We start from the raw sequence: 17,684 nt of genomic DNA on the forward strand, positions 1-17,684 counted from the left end.
CGTTTGCGAGGGTGGGGTTTAACGCCAGCTGTCTATGTCAAAACGCGATTACTATGAAGTCCTCGGCCTCAACAGGTCGGCAGACGAAAAAGAGATAAAAAAGTCCTATCGGCGGGTGGCAATGAAGTATCACCCGGACCGCAACCCGGACGACCCGGATGCCGATGAGAAATTCAAGGAGGCCACTGAAGCCTACGATGTGCTGATGAACAGCCAGAAGCGGGCGGCCTACGACCAGTATGGCCATGCGGGGGTCGATCCCAGCATGGGAGGCGGCGCCGGCTTTGGTGGCGGTAGCTTCAGCGATATTTTTGGCGATGTGTTTGGCGATATTTTCGGCGGCGGTGGCCGCGGTCGCGGCGGCCCCCAGCGGGGCTCGGACCTGCGCTACACCCTGGATATTTCCCTTGAGGACGCGGTGCGCGGCACGACCGTGGAAATCAAGGTTCCGACATTGTCGACCTGTGATGAGTGCGACGGCTCCGGCGCGCGGCGCGGCAGTGTGCCGGTGACCTGCCAGACCTGTGGCGGCGTCGGTCAGGTACGGATGCAGCAGGGTTTCTTCCAGGTGCAGCAGACCTGCCCCACCTGTCGCGGCCGCGGCAAGAGTATTGGCGACCCTTGTGGCAAGTGCCATGGCCAGGGCCGTGTGGAGACCCGTAAAACCCTGTCGGTCAAGGTGCCACCGGGCGTCGATACCGGCGACCGCATCCGCCTGTCCGGCGAGGGCGAGGCAGGACCTGAGGGCGGCCCGCCAGGCGATCTCTTCGTGCAGATGTCGGTGCGCCAGCACCCCATTTTCGAGCGCGACGGCAAGCATCTGTACTGCGAGGTGCCCATTACCTTTGTCGCAGCGGCGCTGGGCGGCGAGCTGGAAGTACCCACCCTGGACGGGCGGGTGAAACTGAAGATTCCGCCGGAGACCCAGACCGGCAAATTGTTCCGGCTGCGTGGCAAGGGCGTCAGGCCTGTGCGCGGCGGCGCCGTGGGCGATCTGTTGTGCCGGGCCGTGGTGGAGACGCCGGTCAACCTGAGCAAGAAGCAGAAGGAACTGCTGCACGAGTTCCAGGAGAGTCTGGGGCAGGGTGGTGATGCGCAATCCCCGCGGCAGAGCAGCTGGTTTGAAGGCGTGAAGAACTTTTTTGACGACATGAAATCATGACGGTGCGAATCTGTATTACCGGTGCTGCGGGCCGGATGGGGCGGACCCTGATCGAGGCGATTGCGCTGGCCGATAATGGCGTACAGCTCCGTGCTGCACTGGAACAGCCCGGCAGCTCCCTGGTGGGCGCCGATGCCGGTGAACTGGCGGGCCTGGGGCGCAACGGCGTCCTGGTCGCGGACAATCTGGCCGCAGTGATAGACGAATTCGACGTGCTGGTGGACTTCACCGTCCCCACGGCGACCCTGGCCAACATCGCGTTGTGTGCCGAGCATGGTAAGGCAGTGGTGATCGGTACTACCGGCTTCACCGTGGAACAGCAGCAGCAGATAGACCTGGCCGCCAGCCGTGTGCCCATCTGCAAGGCCTCCAACTTCAGTAGCGGGGTGAATCTGTGCTTCAAATTGCTGGACATGGCGGCACGGGTGCTGGGTGACGAGGTGGATGTAGAAATCGTCGAGGCGCATCACCGCCACAAGATTGACGCGCCCTCGGGCACGGCCCTGGCCATGGGCGGCGTGGTAGCCAACGCCCTGGGTCGGGACCTGGCCGAAGTGGCCGTCTACGGACGCGAGGGACAGACCGGCGCCAGGGATCGGGACACGATAGGGTTTGCGACCATTCGCGCCGGTGATATCGTTGGCGATCACACTGTTGTTTTTGCTGCGGAAGGCGAGCGGATCGAAATCACTCACAAGGCTTCCAGCCGCATGTCCTTTGCCCGCGGCGCGGTGCGTGCGGCCGGCTGGGTGGTGCGGCGGGAGCCGGGCCTGTATGACATGCAGGATGTGCTGGGTATCCGGGGCTGAAAAGCCGCCGGCAGCGAGAGAGGAAACGTGAGCGAACACATTGTAACGATCGATGAGAGCAATGCCGTCAGGCTGCTGATTGAGGAGTCGCATCAGCGCCCGGTGGTGGTGGATTTCTGGGCCGCCTGGTGCGAACCCTGCAAGGCGCTGATGCCAGTGCTGGAGAAACTGGCCAACGAATACGGCGGCGCCTTCCTGCTGGCCAAGGTCAACGCCGACGAGCAGCCGATGATCACCCAGCAGTTTGGCGTGCGCAGCCTGCCCACGGTGATGGTGCTGCAGGACGGCCAGCCGGTGGATGGTTTCGCCGGTGCCCAGTCGGAAAACCAGGTGCGTGAGCTGCTGGAGAAGTATCTGCCCAAACCCTGGGATGCCCTGCTCGAAGCGGGTCAGCAGGCCATCGCCCAGGGCGATTTCCGCGCTGCGCTGGTGCCCTTGCGCCAGGCCTGGGATGACTCCGGTCAGCGCCACGACATTACTTTGGCCTATGCACATGCCCTGATTGAAAGCAACCGCCTGGACGAGGCCGACAAGGTGCTGGGTACCGTCATGATGGTGAATCAGGATGCCGGCTGGGAGCAACTGGTGGCGCAGCTGAAGGTCAAGCGCGAAGCCGCGAAGTCTCCCGAGATCGAGGCGCTGGAACAACAGCTTGTCGAGCAGCCGGAGAACCACGATATACGGGCGCAGCTGGCCATTCAGTACACCGATGCCGGCTACTACCGGGAGGCAATGGAGCACCTGATTGCCATCCTCCGGCAGGATCTCAACCATGCCGACGGCGCCACCCGTAAATCCCTGCTCGACACCATTGCCAGTCTCGGCAAGGGTGATCCCCTGGCAGCCGAATACCAGCGCAAGCTCTACAGTCTGCTGTACTGATACAGGCCACCGTCCCCCGCTCAGGGATATCTCCGAGCGGGACTTCCCAGCCGCTTTCGCACCCCACAGCTCCAGCCCCCGGCCTTTTCCCCGCAGGCGGTCTGGTACGGGCTGTCTTTGTCTATAATTGCCACAGCGGGTGAGGTGGAATCCTTGTTTTGCCGGCCCGGAATCGCTAAGGTACATGCCCGGGCAACGAAAAACATACCCAAAGGTCAAAATGACCTGCTGCAACCGACTACCAGTGAGGAAATAATTGTGGATACAAGCTTTGCACCGGAGGATCTGGCGTTTCGTGACGAGGTACGGGCATTCTTTGCCGAAGCCTGGGACGCCGAGCTGCAGGCCCGGCTGGACAATCCCGCCACCTTCAGGGAGGCGGTGGTTGAATGGCAGCAGCGGCTGTACCGCAAGGGCTGGATTGCGCCGGGCTGGCCGCAGCAGTACGGCGGTGCCGGCTGGAGCGCGACCCGCAAGTTCATCTATGAGTCCGAGCGTGCGGCTGCCGGTGTGCGCGACGTGATCCCTTCGGCCTGACCATGGTGGGCCCGGTGATCTACACCTTCGGTTCCGAGGAGCAGAAGCAGCGTTTCCTGCCCCGCATTCTCAACAGTGAGGACTGGTGGTGCCAGGGCTACTCTGAAACCGGGGCCGGTTCGGATCTGGCCTCGCTGAAGACCCGGGCGGTGCGCGACGGCGATGATTATATCGTCAGTGGCGCCAAGATCTGGACTACCTATGCCCAGTACGCCGACTGGATCTTTTGCCTGGTGCGCACCAACAGCGAGGGCAAGAAGCAGGAGGGCATCAGCTTCCTGCTGATCGATATGACCTCCCCCGGCATCAAGGTCAATCCCATCGTTACCATCGACAATCACCACAGCCTGAATGAGGTGGAGTTCAACGACGTGCGGGTACCCGTCGCCAACCTGATCGGCGAACAGGACAAGGGCTGGACCTATGCCAAGGCGTTGCTGGCCCACGAGCGCACCGCGATCGCCGGTGTCGCCGACAGCAAGCGCAATCTCGGCGAGCTGCGGGAATTGGCGGCGCGTGAAGTCAATGGCGGCCGGGCGCTGCTGGACGATCCACTGTTCCAGCAGCGCCTGTCCGACATCGAGATCGAGTTGATGGCGCTGGAATTCACCGAACTGCGGGTTTTGGCCACGGTGGCCTCCGGCGGTGCTCCGGGAGCCGAGTCCTCGCTGCTCAAAATCAAGGGAACGGAGCTACAGCAGGCCATTCAGGAACTGCGGATGGAGCTGGCCGGCTATTACCAGGGTGTGCTGCCCAATGAGCTCACTGCCGAACAACTGGGGCATGAGTTCGGCTCGCGGGCCCAACAGGCGTTCATGTATGGCCGAGCCGCCACAATCTATGGCGGTTCCAACGAAGTGCAGAAAAACATCATCGCCAAGGCTGTACTCGGCCTGTAAACCCGCATCGGAGAACTGCAGCAATGAATTTTGATTTTAGCGAAGAGCAGGGCATGCTGCGGGACAGCGTGGCGCGATTTGTCCAGGACAGCTATGACTTCGAGGCCCGCCGCAAAATCGCCGACTCGGAGCAGGGCATGAGCCGGGAGCACTGGCAGACCTTCGCCGAACTGGGCTGGCTGTCGGTGCCGTTCGCGGAGGCTCATGGTGGCTATGGCGGCAGTCCGGTGGATACGATGCTGCTGATGGAGGAATTCGGCAAGGGCCTGGTGCTGGAACCCTATCTGGCCACAGTGCTGCTGTTCGGCGGCCTGCTGCAGCGCGGCGGCAGCGAGGAGCAGCAGGCGGAGCTGATTCCCCGGATCATCGACGGCAGCTGCCAGGGCGCGTTCGCCTGTGTCGAACGCCAGAGCCGCTTTGAACTGACTGATGTCCAAACCCGTGCCGAAGCCGGTGCGGAAGGTTATCGCCTGAGCGGCGAGAAAGTGGTGGTGTACAACGGCACCAATGCAGACTATTTCATTGTCTCCGCGCGCACGTCTGGGGAGCAGTCCGATCGTGCCGGTATCACCCTGTTTCTGGTGCCGGCGGATACGGCGGGCCTGGAGCGCGTAGGCTACCGGATGATGGACGGACAGCTGGTGGCGAATATCGTGCTGCAGGACGTGACCGTGGCCGCGGAGCAGGTCGTCGGCAGCGTCGACCGGGGCATGGAACTGGTGGACGAAGTGGTGATCGCGGCCAATATCGCGCTGGCGGCGGAAGCGCTGGGCATCATGGGGCAGCTCAACGCCAGGACCCTTGAATACAGCAAGACCCGCAAACAGTTCGGTGTGCCCATTGGCAGTTTCCAGGCACTGCAGCACCGTATGGTGGACACATTCGCAGCCTGTGAACAAACCCGATCGCTGTTGTACCGCGCGGTCTGCGAGCTCGATGGCGGGGGCCCCGACATTGCCGCCTGTGTGCATGCACTGATGGTGATGGTGGATCGCGCGGGCAAGTTGATCTACGGCGAGGCCATCCAGTTGCACGGCGGCATGGGCCTCACCGACGAGCTGGACATCGGTCACTACGCCAAGCGGTTGATGATGATCATCAGTCTGTTTGGTAACGGCGACTATCATCAGGCACAATTCAACCGCTTGCGTTATGCTGGTTAGCGCGCCGGTGCTGCCCGATCGCGAGGCCGGCCCCAACAGGAGTAGACTATGAAACTGGGTATCTTGCTGGGTTACTCCGGTAAACAGATCGACATCCCCATCGATATGATCCGTCAGGCAGAGTCGATGGGCTACGATTCAGTCTGGACCGCCGAAGCCTACGGCAGTGATGCCGTGACCGCGGCCACCTGGGTGCTGGCACAGACCGAAAAGATCCGGGTCGGCACCGCGATCATGCAGATGCCGGCCAGAACGCCCGCGATGTGCGCGATGACGGCGATGTCGCTCGACCAGCTGTCCGGGGGCCGCTTCATCGTCGGTCTGGGCGCCTCGGGGCCGCAGGTAGTCGAGGGCTGGCACGGCGTGCCCTACGGCAAGCCGGTAACCCGTACCCGCGAATATGTGCAGATAATGCGCAAGATCATGGCCCGCGATAGCCCGGTCGAATTCCAGGGCAAGGAATACCAGCTGCCCAATACCGGGCCCGGTACCACGGGTCTGGGCAAGCCGCTGAAATCCATCCTGGCAGGCAACCCCGACATTCCCATCTATACCGCCTCCATCACGCCCGCCGGCCTGCGCTGTGCAGGCGAGGTGGCGGACGGGGTCTTCCCGGTGTGGATGGATCCGGACAAGTACGCTCTTCTTGGCGATCATCTCCAGGCCGGTTTCGACAAGGCCGGTGGCGGCAAGAGCCTCGCCGATTTTGATGTCGCACCGTTTGTCTCCGTGGCCGTGAACGACGATCTCGACGCCGCCTACGATTCCCTGCGCCCCTGGTTGGCGCTGTACATTGGCGGCATGGGTGCGAAGGGCAAGAACTTCTACCACGACTATGCAAGCCGTGCCGGCTACGGTGAGGTGGCGTCGCGGATTCAGGATCTGTACCTGTCCGGGCAGAAGGCCGAGGCCGAAGCGCTGGTGCCGAACCAGCTGCTGGACGAGGTTGCGCTGGTGGGCCCCGAGGGACGGATTGTCGAACGACTGAGCCGCTGGAAGGCAGCAGAGGCTCGCGGTGAGGTCGGCACCATGTTGCTGGGCGTGCACGACCCGAAAGTACTGGAGCTGTTTGCCAGAGAATTGCTGTAGTGGATGTTGCCGGACGTATCGCCATTGTCACCGGTGGTGGCAATGGTATTGGCCGGGCCCTGTGTGAGCGCTTCGCCCGGGAAGGCGCTGCCCGGGTAGTGGTGGCCGACCTCGAGCAGGACAGTGCCCAGGCCGTCGCAGATGCCATCGGCGGCGATGCATTCGCGGTCGATGTGCGCGACGAGGCAGCGGTCAAGGCCATGGTGGAAGCGGTGGAGGCACGCTACGGCCGGGTCGACCTGTGCTGCAGCAATGCGGGTATCATCGCTGGTGACGGCGAGCCGTGGTGGGCCACCTCGGCTGCCAACGCTACCTGGCAGGCAATGTGGGAGATCCACGTGATGGCTCATGTCTACGCCGCCCGCGCCTGTCTGCCGGGCATGCTGCAGCGCGGCGAGGGCTGTTTTGTCAATACCGCGTCCGCCGCCGGGTTGCTGAGCCAGGTGGGCGACGCCGCCTATTCCACCACCAAGCACGCCGCGATAGGCTTTGCCGAGTCACTGGCTATCACCCACGGCGATGACGGTATCAAGGTATTCGTGTTGTGTCCCCAGGCGGTGGCTACCCGGATGATCGACAGTGTAGAGGAAGGTGGCACGGCCGGTGTGGACGGGGTTCTCAGCGCGGAACAGGTGGCCGACGCGGTGATGGAAGGGCTCGCAGCGGAGCGTTTCCTGATCCTGCCGCACCCCCAGGTCGCCGACTATCGGGCATTCAAGGCCGCGGACTACGACCGCTGGCTGGGGGGCATGCGCAAGCTGCGGCGCCGCTTTGGCAACCCCACGTTGTGACTTGCGTGCCACGCCCGGGATGGATATGAGACAGGAAAAGCACGAGCGCTTTGCGCGCACCATCCTGAACGGTTTTGAAGCCTACTTCGCCGAGTTCCAGAATATTACCCTGGCAGCCCGCTCGCGCTTTGAGGCCCAGGACTGGCTGGGCATGCACGCGGCCTCCATCGACCGTATCGATCTGTACAAGGACGCCACCACCCGTGTATTACAGTACGTAGAACTGATTGCCGGCAACCAGTTGCATGATTTCGGCTTCTGGCGGGCGGCCAAGGCCGCGTACGCGGATCTGATCCGCGGCCACAACAATTTCGAGATTGCCGAGACCTTTTTCAACTCAGTCTATTGCGCCGTGTTCAAGCATCGCAAGATACGCGATGAGCACGCCTTCGTGTTCTCCCCCAGGGCGACATGCCGGCTCCCGATGTGAGCAAGGTATACCGGGTCTATCCACTGGCCGGGTCCCTGGAAAAGCTGCTGCGGGAGCTGCTGCAGGACTATGCTTTCAGCCTGCCCTACGAGGATCTGGAGCGCGATATTGCCAGCATCGTCGACGTGACCGGGCGTTACCTGGCGCCGCGCTTCGATCTGCAGCGGAACGATATACAGTTCCAGACCCTGGAGCATCACTTTTTCCGCAACAAGGGGGCCTACATTGTCGGCCGCATCGTATCGGGGCCCGATTCCATGCCCTTCGTGCTGCCTGTGCTGCACACGGAGTCCGGCGAGGTCTACATCGACACCATTTTGTTCGGCGCCGACAAGGTCAGTGTAATCTTCAGTTTCACCCGCGCCTATTTCATGGTGGACGCCCGGATACCCTCGCAGTATGTCCTGTTCCTGCAGCAGTTGATGCCCGCCAAGCCCATCTCCGAGATCTACAGCTCGATGGGCTACAACAAGCACGGCAAGACCTATTATTACCGCTGCGCCTACCGGCACATGACGAGCACCCACGACCAGTTCAATGTCGCGCCCGGTATCAAGGGTATGGTCATGAGCGTGTTCACGCTGCCGTCCTACGACTTCGTATTCAAGATCATCAAGGACAGGTTTACCCCGCCCAAGGAAATGACCCGCGAGCAGGTGAAGGCCAAGTATCGCCTGGTGAAGCGCTGGGACCGGGCGGGCCGGATGGCCGATACCCAGGAATTCACCAACCTCGCCTTTGCCCGGGAACGGTTTTCCGATGAGCTGATGAAGGAGCTGCACAAGGTGGCGCCCTCTCTGATCGAGGAGCACGGCAAGGCGCTGATAATCAAGCATGTCTACGTGGAACGGCGCATGACTCCGCTGAACCTGTATCTGCAAGACGCCAGTGACGAACAGGTGGTCGCGGTGATGGATGAGTATGGCAATGCGATCAAACAGCTGGCCGCGGCCAATATTTTTCCCGGCGACATGTTGCTGAAAAACTTCGGCGTCACCCGCCACGGCCGGGTGGTGTTCTATGACTATGATGAAATCGTCCCCCTGATGGAGTGCAACTTTCGCGAGATACCGGCTCCGCGCAACGAAGCGGAAGAGCTGGCCAGCAGTCCCTGGTACACAGTGGGGCCCAACGATATCTTTCCGGAAGAGTTTCGCTTGTTTTTCTCGGGGAACCAGCGCGCGCGCAGTGCGTTTGACGAAATGCACAGCGATATCTACCAGGCCTCGTTCTGGCAGGGGCTGCAGCAGCGAATCCGCGAGGGGCATGTGGAGGACTTCTTCCCCTACCGTCGTAAATTCCGCTTCAACCGTGCTCCAGCCAGGCAGGTGGCCGGGTCCTGACGGTACACGGCAGCCGGCCCGGCAAGGTCAGGCGTTCTTCGGCGCGGACGATCATGCCAGGTTGTCGGGCTTGGCCCAGGCCGCGCCAGCGTCACACCACGCGCAGGGGAGCAGCTGCTCAGCTATCGCTGAACCGGCGCAGTACCGCGCTTTTTCCGCAGCAGGGATTCCTGGGCCACGGACGCTACCAGGATGCCGTCGCGGGTATAGAAGCTGCCGCGGGAAAAGCCCCGCCCGCCCGCGGCACTGGGGCTGTCCATCGCATACAGCAGATAGTCGTCAACGCGCAATGGCCTGTGGAACCAGAGCGCGTGGTCCAGACTGGCAACCTGCAGCTCCGGGCTTTCGCCAGTGTAGGGATGGGCCAGCAGGGCGGCGCCCAGCAGCGCGAAGTCGGAGATGAACGCCAGCAGGGTCTGGTGCCGGATCGGATTGTCTCCGATCTCGCCCTCCGGGTCCAGGGTGCGGAGCCAGATGTATCGCTCGGGTTCCTGTGGCTGCGGGTCGAGGTAGTCCCGTGGCTTGACCGACCTGCTTTCGATCGGCAGCTGCATGGGCGGACGAAACCGGTCCGGGTGCTGCCTTGCCAGCTCGCTCCGATGCTCGAAATCAGTTGACAGCGATTCCGGCGCGGGAACCTGCGGCATTTCGAACTGGTGATCGAATCCGTCCTCGGCACTCTGGAAGGAGATTGATGTGTTGAATATCGGCACCCCATCCTGTTTTGCCACTACCCGGCGGGTGGTGAAACTGCCGCCGTCGCGGATCGGATCCACTTCATAGACGATCTGCATGGCCGGATTGCCCGGTCGCAGGAAGTAGGCATGCATCGAATGCGCACTGCGCGATGCATCCACCGTTCGGCTGGCTGCATTCAGTGACTGTGCCAGCACCTGGCCGCCGAACACCCGCTGTGGTTTGGCGGGGCTGTTGCCGATGAACAGGTACTTGTCGATACGCTGAACTTCCAGCAGGGATAGCAGTTGTTGCAGTTCTTTTGGCATGTCTGTCTCCAGCTGGTGGCGCGGGCTACTGGTGAGGACGCGGCCGCAGGCCATTGAAAAATACATCAAAGTAATCCACTGCCGTGGCATCCAGATCATCCACCCGCCGCCATAACTTGATATCCATCGCCGCGTTGACCGCGCCGGCGATCAGATGCTGCGCAATGAAGGGTTCGATCTTGCGTATGCTGCTGTCGGCGATGCCGGCGCGGACCACGTCTCCGAAGCTTCGATTGAACTCTTCGGTACGCTCGAGAATCTGCTTGCGCCGGGGCAGCGGCAGTGCGGTGATCGTGTTGTAGCGTATCAGCGGGCCCTGGTCCGAGTTCTGGGCAAAGAAAATCCGGCGGCAGATCTGGTCGAGCTTGTGCAGAGCAGAGCCTTCCAGCGCGGCGGCCTGGCGGTAGATGCCCTCGGTAATGTCCAGGGAATACACGTAGCAGTTGAACAGCAGGTCTTCCTTGTTCTTGATGTGGTAATAAAATGCGCCCTTGGACACATTCAAGTGTTCGGCAATCTCATCAAGAGAGGTGCCGTTAAAGCCCTGTTTATTGAAAAACCAGGTTCCCGCCTTGTAGAAGGCCTGTTGTTTCAGGCGTTTTTGCGCTTCCCGGTCAAAGCCGTGGATGTAGCCCGCCTGGGGTGGGTCCGGACGCATGGGCGCCGGCACATACTCCCCGGAGCCGTTGTAGAAGCCGTACTCGACAATATCCCAGGCCTGTAGCGCAATATGGTCTACCTGGTCCTGGGGGTGACTGTGCAACCAGGAGAATATCCAGTCCAGAGAACCGATTATCGCACGGGTAGCCGACGTGGTTTCACATTGCCGCACGCTGCCGGTGGCTATTGCGTCGCGCAGATAACCTCGCAATCGCCTGAACATGGAGATGTAGCGCGCCTCCACCTCGCGGCGCTGCGGCCCGGGCAGGGAGGCGATTTCCAGCGGGGCAGCGAAGTGCGGGCCCCGGTTCTGGCGCGCCGCCAGCCAGGTTTCAAACTGCTGCAGGAAAAAGGCGCGGGCCCGATCAAGCGGCGCCGGAAACCGGGCCTCTATCTCATCCATGCCCGCCAGATGATGTTCCAGCGTGGCGAGATAACACTGATAGATCAGTTCTTCCTTGGTCTTGACGTAATAGTAGAGGCTGGTCTTGGTCAGCCCCAGCGTCGCGGAGATATCCTGCAGAGTGGTTGCCCGGGAGCCCTTGGAATTGAACAGACGCGCCGCCTGGGACAGGATGGCAGTGCGCTTGGCATCGTGCTGCGCCGAGCGGTTGAAGGGACTGTTCGACCCCGCGAGGCCGGTATCACTGATCTTAGCCATCACTGTCCTGACGCACCGGCGCAAATGCCGGAATGTACCCGAAAGTCTGTAATTCCAACTTTAGGTATTTTTTTTGTCGCTGTCTACAGGTCAGGCAAGCTTTCTACATTCGCTGTGGCGGAAACAGGATGTCATGTGGTCGTTGACCATGCCGGTGGCCTGCATGTGTGCGTAGATGATGGTCGAGCCCACAAATGTAAAACCCCGCTTCTTCAGGTCCTTGCTGATGGTATCTGAAAGCGCCGTTGTTGCGGGCACCTGCGCCATCGATGACCAGCTGTTCTGCAGTGGCTTGCCGTCGACGAACCTCCAGATATAGTCGGCAAAACTGCCGAATTTCGCCTGTATTTCCAGAAATGCCCGCGCATTCTTGCGCGCCCCGAAAACCTTGAGGCGATTGCGAATGATACGTGGATCCAACAGGATACGCTCCAGGCGCTTGTCGCTAAAGCGAGCGACTTTGGCGGCATCGAAATCCGCGAACAGTTCCCGGTAGCCCTCGCGTTTGCGCAACACAGTTATCCATGCGAGCCCCGCCTGTGCACCTTCCAGTAACAGAAACTCGAACAGTGTTTTGTCGTCGCGTACAGGAACGCCCCATTCCTGATCATGATAAGTGACATACAGCGGGTCGGTTCCACACCAACTGCAGCGATCTGCCATATCCTCCCCTTCCTGGTCTACTGTTTGTCCGTGGGTCTTCCCCTATTCGGGTGGATCCATAGCCATTTCCCCGCTCTCCCCCTAAAATACCAGGCTCTAAATTGTCGGAATTGGCCTGGTTAGTCAATGGATGAATTGTCACTCTACGAACGCATTCTTGGGCTTCGTGATCCTTGGGCTGTTGAGCATGTCGAGCTGTCCGAGGACGAGGTGGTTCATGTGTATATCGAGTACGATCGGGATACTGAAATCCTCTGTCCTGCGTGTGGTTCGGCATGTCCCCGTTACGACACCCGCGATAAGAGTTGGCGACATCTGGACACTTGTCAGTTCCAGACCATTGTCCATGGCGCTGTGCCCAGGGCTCAATGCCATGAGCATGGCGTCTTACAGGTCGATGTTCCTTGGGCAGAAAGGAATTCCCGATTTACGCTTCTGTTTGAAGCGATGGCGATCAAATGGCTCAAAGAAGCCAGTATCAATGCAGTGAGCCGTCGCTTAGGACTCAGCTGGAATGCCATCGACGGAATCATGCGCCGTGCGGTAGAGCGTGGTCTGTCTGCCCGCCAATCGGTGGATTACCACCATATTGCTGTTGATGAAATTAGCAGCAAGAAGGGACACAGGTATTTAACCATTATCTCCAATGATTCAGGTCAGGTAGTTGATATCCGGGATGATCGCACTAAAGGCAGTCTCGGTGACTTCTATAAAAGCCTGTCGGAGTGGGATCTAAAATCAATTGAAACCGTCAGCATGGATATGTCGCCGGCGTACCTTTCGGCCACCAAAGAGCACTTGAGTGATTGGGATCAAAAAATCTGCTTTGATAAATTTCATGTGGCTATGGACCTAAACAAAGCCGTTGATGCCATCAGGAAGCAGGAGATGCGATGCGTCCCAACCGATTATAAAAAGCCTTTACATCTATCTCGCTTTAGTTGGTTGCGCTCCGAGGCCAGTTTAAAACGCCACCACCGAGACACCATTAGTGCGCTTTCTAAAGTGGCAAAGAAAACAGCTCGAGCATGGGCAATTAGGCAGTACGCGATGCAGTTATGGAATTACTCGAGTCGGGGCTGGGCTCAGAGAGCTTGGAGCCGTTGGTATAGCTGGGCAGCCAGATGCCGGCTGGGTCCGATTAAAACAGTAGCCGCCAGCATTAAAAAGAACCTTTGGGGCATCATTAATGCCATTGTTCATGGAAAAAGCAATGCTGGAGCAGAAAGTATCAACAGCAGAATCAAGCTGCTAAAGGTTCGCGCGCGAGGGTTTAGAAATAAAGAGCGCTTTAAGACAGCGATCCTGTTTCATTTGGGAGGCTTACGCCTATTGCCCGCCCACCTGAATTAGGGAAGACCCTTGTCCGTACAGTATTATCGGCTTGCGATCAGCAGTTGTCCACTGCAGGCGCGAACACGTTGGTATGTGCTTCAGACGGCTTCAGACGGCTGGCGCCAAGCCACTGCCTGTGCGACACTTCTGGTCCATGACTGATACGATCCTCTACGAACGCACCGGCCACATCGCACGGCTGGTGCTGAAAAACCCCGAGCAGCACAATGCCCTCGGCCAGGAACAGTTGCTTGCGATCCAGGCGCATCTGGAGACTGTGCGGCAGGATTCGCAATTGCGGGTCCTGATTATCACGGGGTGGGGCGACAAAACCTTTTGTGCGGGAGCATCACTGCAACAACTGGGGTCAGGCGAGTTGACGGGAGACGCCTTCCAGGAGACAACCGATCAGATTGCAGCCCTCGAAATACCTACAATCTGCGCGATCAATGGCAACGTGTACGGCGGCGGTGTGGAACTGGCTCTCAGTTGCGATTTCCGGATTGGCATCGTGGGGAGTAAACTGAGAGTGCCGGCCGCCGCGATAGGGCTGTGCTATCCTGCCAGCGGCATCAATCGCTTCGTTGAACGCCTGGGACTCGGCGCTGCCAAGCGCATGCTGTTGGCAGCGGAAGCAATGTCTGCGGAAACCATGCACGACCTGGGTTTTCTCGATCACCTGGTACAGCCAGCCGGGCTGGATGAGGCCGCAGAAAAACTCGCCCGGGAAATTGCAGCGCTGGCACCACTGGCAATAAAGGCGATGAAACACATACTGCAGCAGGCGGCGGCAGGGAATATCGATCAGGACCAGGCCCGCGCGCGAGCGGACCAGTGCCTGCAATCCGAGGACCTGCAGGAAGGTTTTACGGCACAACGGGAAAAACGCAGCCCGCGATTCAAGGGGCAGTAGCACCCCGGACCGCGGATACACGCCGTACGGGCCTGCTCGAGACCGGCCCACAATCAGGGCGAATGATTACACCCGGACAGTCAGTCCCGCGCCGGCGCCTGGGATGCACCGAGTTCCCTGATCCACGGTACGTTGAACTGCAACTGAACCTCCTTCCTCTGCTGATCCACAAACGATATCTCCCCTCCGACCGATTGCGCCGCAGCAGCGATAATGGCGAAGCCTGCCGAGTCGGGAGCATCCATCGACAGCGCCTCGGGGACTCCAACACCGTCATCCTGGTAGGTCAGCGTCAGTTGGTCACTGCGTATCTCGGGGATGCTTTCCACCTGCAAGGTTACCCTTATATAGCAGGCCTGAGCGGCGTCAGAGAATCCGTGCTCCAGTGAGTTGTCCACCAATTCGGTCAGTGCCACTGCAAGTGCAATCGCATGACTCGCCGGCGTCAATTCGTCCGGAAGCTCATTGATGATAGTAAACCGGCGCCCTTTTTCGCCCTGAAGACCGGCAAGGTAGTCAAAGAGGTGATCAGTAAACACCTTCAAATTTGCGTAGAGCTGCTCACCCTGGTAGTACAGAGAGTCTTGCAATAGCTCAAGCGCATGCAGGCGTTTCCGCATCTGGCTGGCCTGACCAGCCGCGTCGCAGTCGTATTCCCGGGTCAGCTCCTCGCAGTGCTGCGCCCAGACGACAACGTCGCGCTGATAGAAATGAATAGAGTCCGCCAGTTTTGCCTGAAACTCGATCTGGTCCTGCAGATCATCCGCGATGCGATCCGCTGCGACTTGCATTTCCTCCGCATATCGCAGCGCCTGCTCCTTGATCATGTAGGTATCGTACACCCGCCGCGCTGCATAGGCTGCCAACAGGATGGCCAGCGAGTATATAGAATAGGCCCACCAACTGAACCAGGGCGGCGGCTCTACCTTGACATCCAGTTCGATCCCCTCGTAGTTCCATATACCGCCAGAGTTGGCGGCTTGTACACGTAGCTGATAATCCCCCGTGGGTAGATTGGTATAGGTGGCAGAGCTGCGATTTCCGATATCAATCCATTCAGGATCAAAGCCGACCAGCTTGTGCCGGTAGCGGGTACTGCCGGGATCAAGAAATTCCAGGGCACTGAACTCGAATGTGACGAAGTGGTCATCGTAGTCAAGAACCATTGACTCAAGCTGATTCAGGGTAGACGGAACTGGGATGTGGCGCCCCGCAATGTTGATATTGGTGAGCCTCAGAGAAGGGGGAGGGGTGTCCGTATCGATTTCAGTAGGGTTAAAACGGTTGTAACCAAGGCTGCCGCCAAAATACAGAACTCCGTCTGGACGACGATAGGAGCTTCCAAACTCGAACTCCATTTGCTGCAGGCCGTGACTTTCGTTGAAATGAACGGTTTGCTGGTCGGGAGATAACCTCGATATTCCTTTACTCGAGGAAACCCACAGGTTGTTGTCTGAATCGGATTCGATAGCATAGATGGTCCTCCGTTCATCCATCAGCGGAAATTGAACGTTGACAAGTTCTTGGTGGGAACTATTTTGAGAGGGCGTGATTCGCTTGAAAATGCCATCATACATCGATCCGAACCAGAGCCCGTGATCGGGAGTTTCTGTCATACACCATACTATTGGATGTGACCGCGATGGCTGATGGAGATTGGCTATTTTGACCTCCTGGAATGATGGCGACTCTGGGTCGAATGTCTGTAGGCCAGACTCGGAGCCTACCCAGATTACGCCATCGGAGGATTGAAACAGCATTATCACTCTTTCATTGGCCAGGCTGTCTGATGCCGCTGTGGGATAGAAGGACTGTGACTTTCCGTCTTTTGTGACCATGGTGAGACCTCCTCCGTAAGTGCCGATCAAAAGATCTCCTGAATCCGTCACCAACAGGGCGCTGATCGAATCCGACAAGAGGTCGGGAAATGTCTGGGTGTTAATGCGGCGTACTTTCTGCGTTTCAGTATCCAGTATCTCCAAACCTGATGCGCGGTGTCCAAAATATATGGTCGTGCCATCTACAAGGATGGACATTACTTTAGCGTTTGTCAGATCTGCGTCCGGGAAGTAGACATCCAGCGTAACGTGACTGGATGGCCCATCATCGGCAACAAGAATCCCATCATAAGCCGCAATTACGGCTCGTCCATCTGGAAGGGATGCTATCCCCGCAATTGAGTGGAGTAGTTTATGGCTGTTGGAATCGTGTAGCTCAAATTTCGACTGGATGAGCAGATTGATGCCATTGTGTGTTCCAATCCACGTCCGCTGAGCGTCCAATGGATGGATGGCGATTACTTCATTGTTAAGAAGTCGGGAATTCTCGATTCTAAAATAAGAGACTAGATCTCTATGTTGATCAAGTAGCAAGAGGCCTTGATCGGAAGCAATAACAATAATATTGGAATGAGGGAGGAGGGCAATGTCAAAAACTATGGCAGTAGAAAAATCAATTCCGCTATCTCCGCTTGGAGGAAGTCTTTTACATTCACCCGAATTGGGGTCTAACTCAAAGAGCCCAGCGCCCTTACTGCCAACTAAAAATCCAGTATTCTTTGTGTATAAAACCTTTTTAATATAAATACTCTGTTTACACGCCCCATTCAGATCAAGTCTAGTACTATCTAGGGAATCTGGATCTATAGAGTAGATTATGCCGGAGGTGTTGCTAGCCACTATGCTGCGTCTGGGGCCGATCGATATATCTGATATACGTGCAGTTTCTTGTGGCTGGAAGACGGCTACTCTAGCTCCATCTTCTGCGATTTGCAGGACTTGCCCATTCTTTAGACCGATCCATAGGCCGCTTTCATTCGAAAAGTATATGTTAGTCGCATGGGAATTGCCGGCCTCCCTCCAATTAAGCCAGCGGGCTTCAGTGAATGTGTCGTCAAATCCTCTATACGTAAATAGCTCGCCTGAATCCAACAGTGCAAGTACGTCGCCATTCCAAATCTCAATTATCTGTACTACTGGTGAGCGGACTATATTTCCATCCGAATCTTGGAATGAGTTGTAAGTGCGCCTGTGAGCGCCTTCAAACCTTGTTATCCCTTCAAGAGTCACTATCCACAAGACTGCATTTGATGCATGAAGTATAGAGGTTATCGCCTCTTGTGAGAGATCCGAAGTGAGCGCGCTCTCCACAACTGAGAAGCGATGCGAAACTGAGTTTCCCGAGGCCAGTGCTTCCTGGGTTGAAGTCAAATAAAGGGCAAGATACAGGTGCAAACAACACACGAAAAAGTTTGAATGGCGAACAGGCAGGAGCCGGAATTTCGGCTTAGGAGCTTTTTTAACGGTATCCATAGATAGGTGCGAATTTCCCTTGCTCTTGCCTG

14 protein-coding genes and 1 pseudogene are annotated in these 17,684 nt (G+C 58.5%); 11 read left to right on the top strand and 4 right to left on the bottom strand.

Annotated features, from left to right (window positions below; genetic code table 11):
• Nucleotides 1–34 precede the first annotated feature (34 nt).
• The 9 genes and pseudogenes from dnaJ (at nucleotide 35) to aceK (ending at nucleotide 9,105) form a co-directional block, all read left to right on the top strand.
• Nucleotides 35–1,162, top strand: coding sequence for a molecular chaperone DnaJ (gene dnaJ / locus G3T16_RS13565; RefSeq protein ID WP_163495715.1), 1,128 nt, complete (start codon nucleotides 35–37; stop codon nucleotides 1,160–1,162).
• Entirely contained in the window at nucleotides 1,159–1,971 is an 813-nt protein-coding gene (gene dapB, locus G3T16_RS13570) for a 4-hydroxy-tetrahydrodipicolinate reductase (RefSeq protein ID WP_163495716.1), read from the top strand. Before dnaJ ends, dapB begins: the two co-directional genes overlap by 4 nt.
• 27 nt (nucleotides 1,972–1,998) lie before the next feature.
• A complete protein-coding gene (trxA, locus tag G3T16_RS13575) occupies nucleotides 1,999–2,853 on the top strand; it encodes a thioredoxin (protein WP_163495717.1) in 855 nt (284 codons plus the stop codon).
• A 258-nt stretch (nucleotides 2,854–3,111) separates the two neighbouring features.
• A pseudogene (locus G3T16_RS13580) lies at nucleotides 3,112–4,289 on the top strand (acyl-CoA dehydrogenase family protein).
• A 23-nt stretch (nucleotides 4,290–4,312) separates the two neighbouring features.
• Nucleotides 4,313–5,452: an acyl-CoA dehydrogenase family protein gene (locus G3T16_RS13585; protein WP_163495718.1), complete on the top strand. Its 1,140-nt coding sequence runs from the start codon at nucleotides 4,313–4,315 to the stop codon at nucleotides 5,450–5,452.
• Nucleotides 5,453–5,500: 48 nt separating this feature from the next.
• Nucleotides 5,501–6,541: an LLM class F420-dependent oxidoreductase gene (locus G3T16_RS13590; protein WP_163495719.1), complete on the top strand. Its 1,041-nt coding sequence runs from the start codon at nucleotides 5,501–5,503 to the stop codon at nucleotides 6,539–6,541.
• The gene (locus tag G3T16_RS13595) at nucleotides 6,541–7,332 is read left to right on the top strand and encodes an SDR family oxidoreductase (RefSeq protein WP_163495720.1); all 792 of its coding nucleotides are present in this window, start codon (nucleotides 6,541–6,543) and stop codon (nucleotides 7,330–7,332) included. The genes G3T16_RS13590 and G3T16_RS13595 overlap by 1 nt, the downstream gene beginning before the upstream one ends.
• Before the next feature lie 25 nt (nucleotides 7,333–7,357).
• Nucleotides 7,358–7,762: an isocitrate dehydrogenase kinase/phosphatase AceK regulatory subunit gene (locus G3T16_RS22840; RefSeq protein ID WP_332102824.1), complete on the top strand. Its 405-nt coding sequence runs from the start codon at nucleotides 7,358–7,360 to the stop codon at nucleotides 7,760–7,762.
• The gene (gene aceK, locus G3T16_RS13600; protein ID WP_332102825.1) at nucleotides 7,759–9,105 is read left to right on the top strand and encodes a bifunctional isocitrate dehydrogenase kinase/phosphatase; all 1,347 of its coding nucleotides are present in this window, start codon (nucleotides 7,759–7,761) and stop codon (nucleotides 9,103–9,105) included. Before G3T16_RS22840 ends, aceK begins: the two co-directional genes overlap by 4 nt.
• Nucleotides 9,106–9,227: 122 nt before the next feature.
• Here aceK and G3T16_RS13605 read toward each other — a convergent pair whose 3' ends face one another.
• The 3 genes from G3T16_RS13605 to G3T16_RS13615 all read right to left on the bottom strand — a co-directional run bounded on the left by G3T16_RS13605 (nucleotide 9,228) and on the right by G3T16_RS13615 (nucleotide 12,093).
• Nucleotides 9,228–10,109: an acyl-CoA thioesterase gene (locus G3T16_RS13605; protein ID WP_163495721.1), complete on the bottom strand. Its 882-nt coding sequence runs from the start codon at nucleotides 10,107–10,109 to the stop codon at nucleotides 9,228–9,230.
• 25 nt (nucleotides 10,110–10,134) lie between these two features.
• Nucleotides 10,135–11,430: a TetR/AcrR family transcriptional regulator gene (locus G3T16_RS13610; protein WP_163495722.1), complete on the bottom strand. Its 1,296-nt coding sequence runs from the start codon at nucleotides 11,428–11,430 to the stop codon at nucleotides 10,135–10,137.
• A 90-nt stretch (nucleotides 11,431–11,520) separates the two neighbouring features.
• A complete protein-coding gene (locus G3T16_RS13615) occupies nucleotides 11,521–12,093 on the bottom strand; it encodes a DNA-3-methyladenine glycosylase I (RefSeq protein WP_163495723.1) in 573 nt (190 codons plus the stop codon).
• Nucleotides 12,094–12,219: 126 nt separating this feature from the next.
• Between G3T16_RS13615 and G3T16_RS13620 the strand changes: the two genes are divergently transcribed.
• Together G3T16_RS13620 and G3T16_RS13625 are read left to right on the top strand one after the other, a co-directional pair.
• The gene (locus tag G3T16_RS13620; RefSeq protein WP_163493957.1) at nucleotides 12,220–13,446 is read left to right on the top strand and encodes an ISL3 family transposase; all 1,227 of its coding nucleotides are present in this window, start codon (nucleotides 12,220–12,222) and stop codon (nucleotides 13,444–13,446) included.
• 136 nt (nucleotides 13,447–13,582) lie between these two features.
• Nucleotides 13,583–14,341, top strand: a complete 759-nt coding sequence (locus G3T16_RS13625) for an enoyl-CoA hydratase/isomerase family protein (protein WP_163495724.1) — start codon at nucleotides 13,583–13,585, stop codon at nucleotides 14,339–14,341.
• 80 nt (nucleotides 14,342–14,421) lie between these two features.
• Here the strand turns inward: G3T16_RS13625 and G3T16_RS13630 are convergent, their stop codons facing one another.
• Nucleotides 14,422–17,652, bottom strand: a complete 3,231-nt coding sequence (locus tag G3T16_RS13630; RefSeq protein WP_163495725.1) for a triple tyrosine motif-containing protein — start codon at nucleotides 17,650–17,652, stop codon at nucleotides 14,422–14,424.
• Between the last annotated feature and the right edge of the window lie 32 nt (nucleotides 17,653–17,684).

Source organism: Kineobactrum salinum (genome assembly GCF_010669285.1).
In the GTDB taxonomy this organism is placed as follows: domain Bacteria; phylum Pseudomonadota; class Gammaproteobacteria; order Pseudomonadales; family Halieaceae; genus Kineobactrum; species Kineobactrum salinum.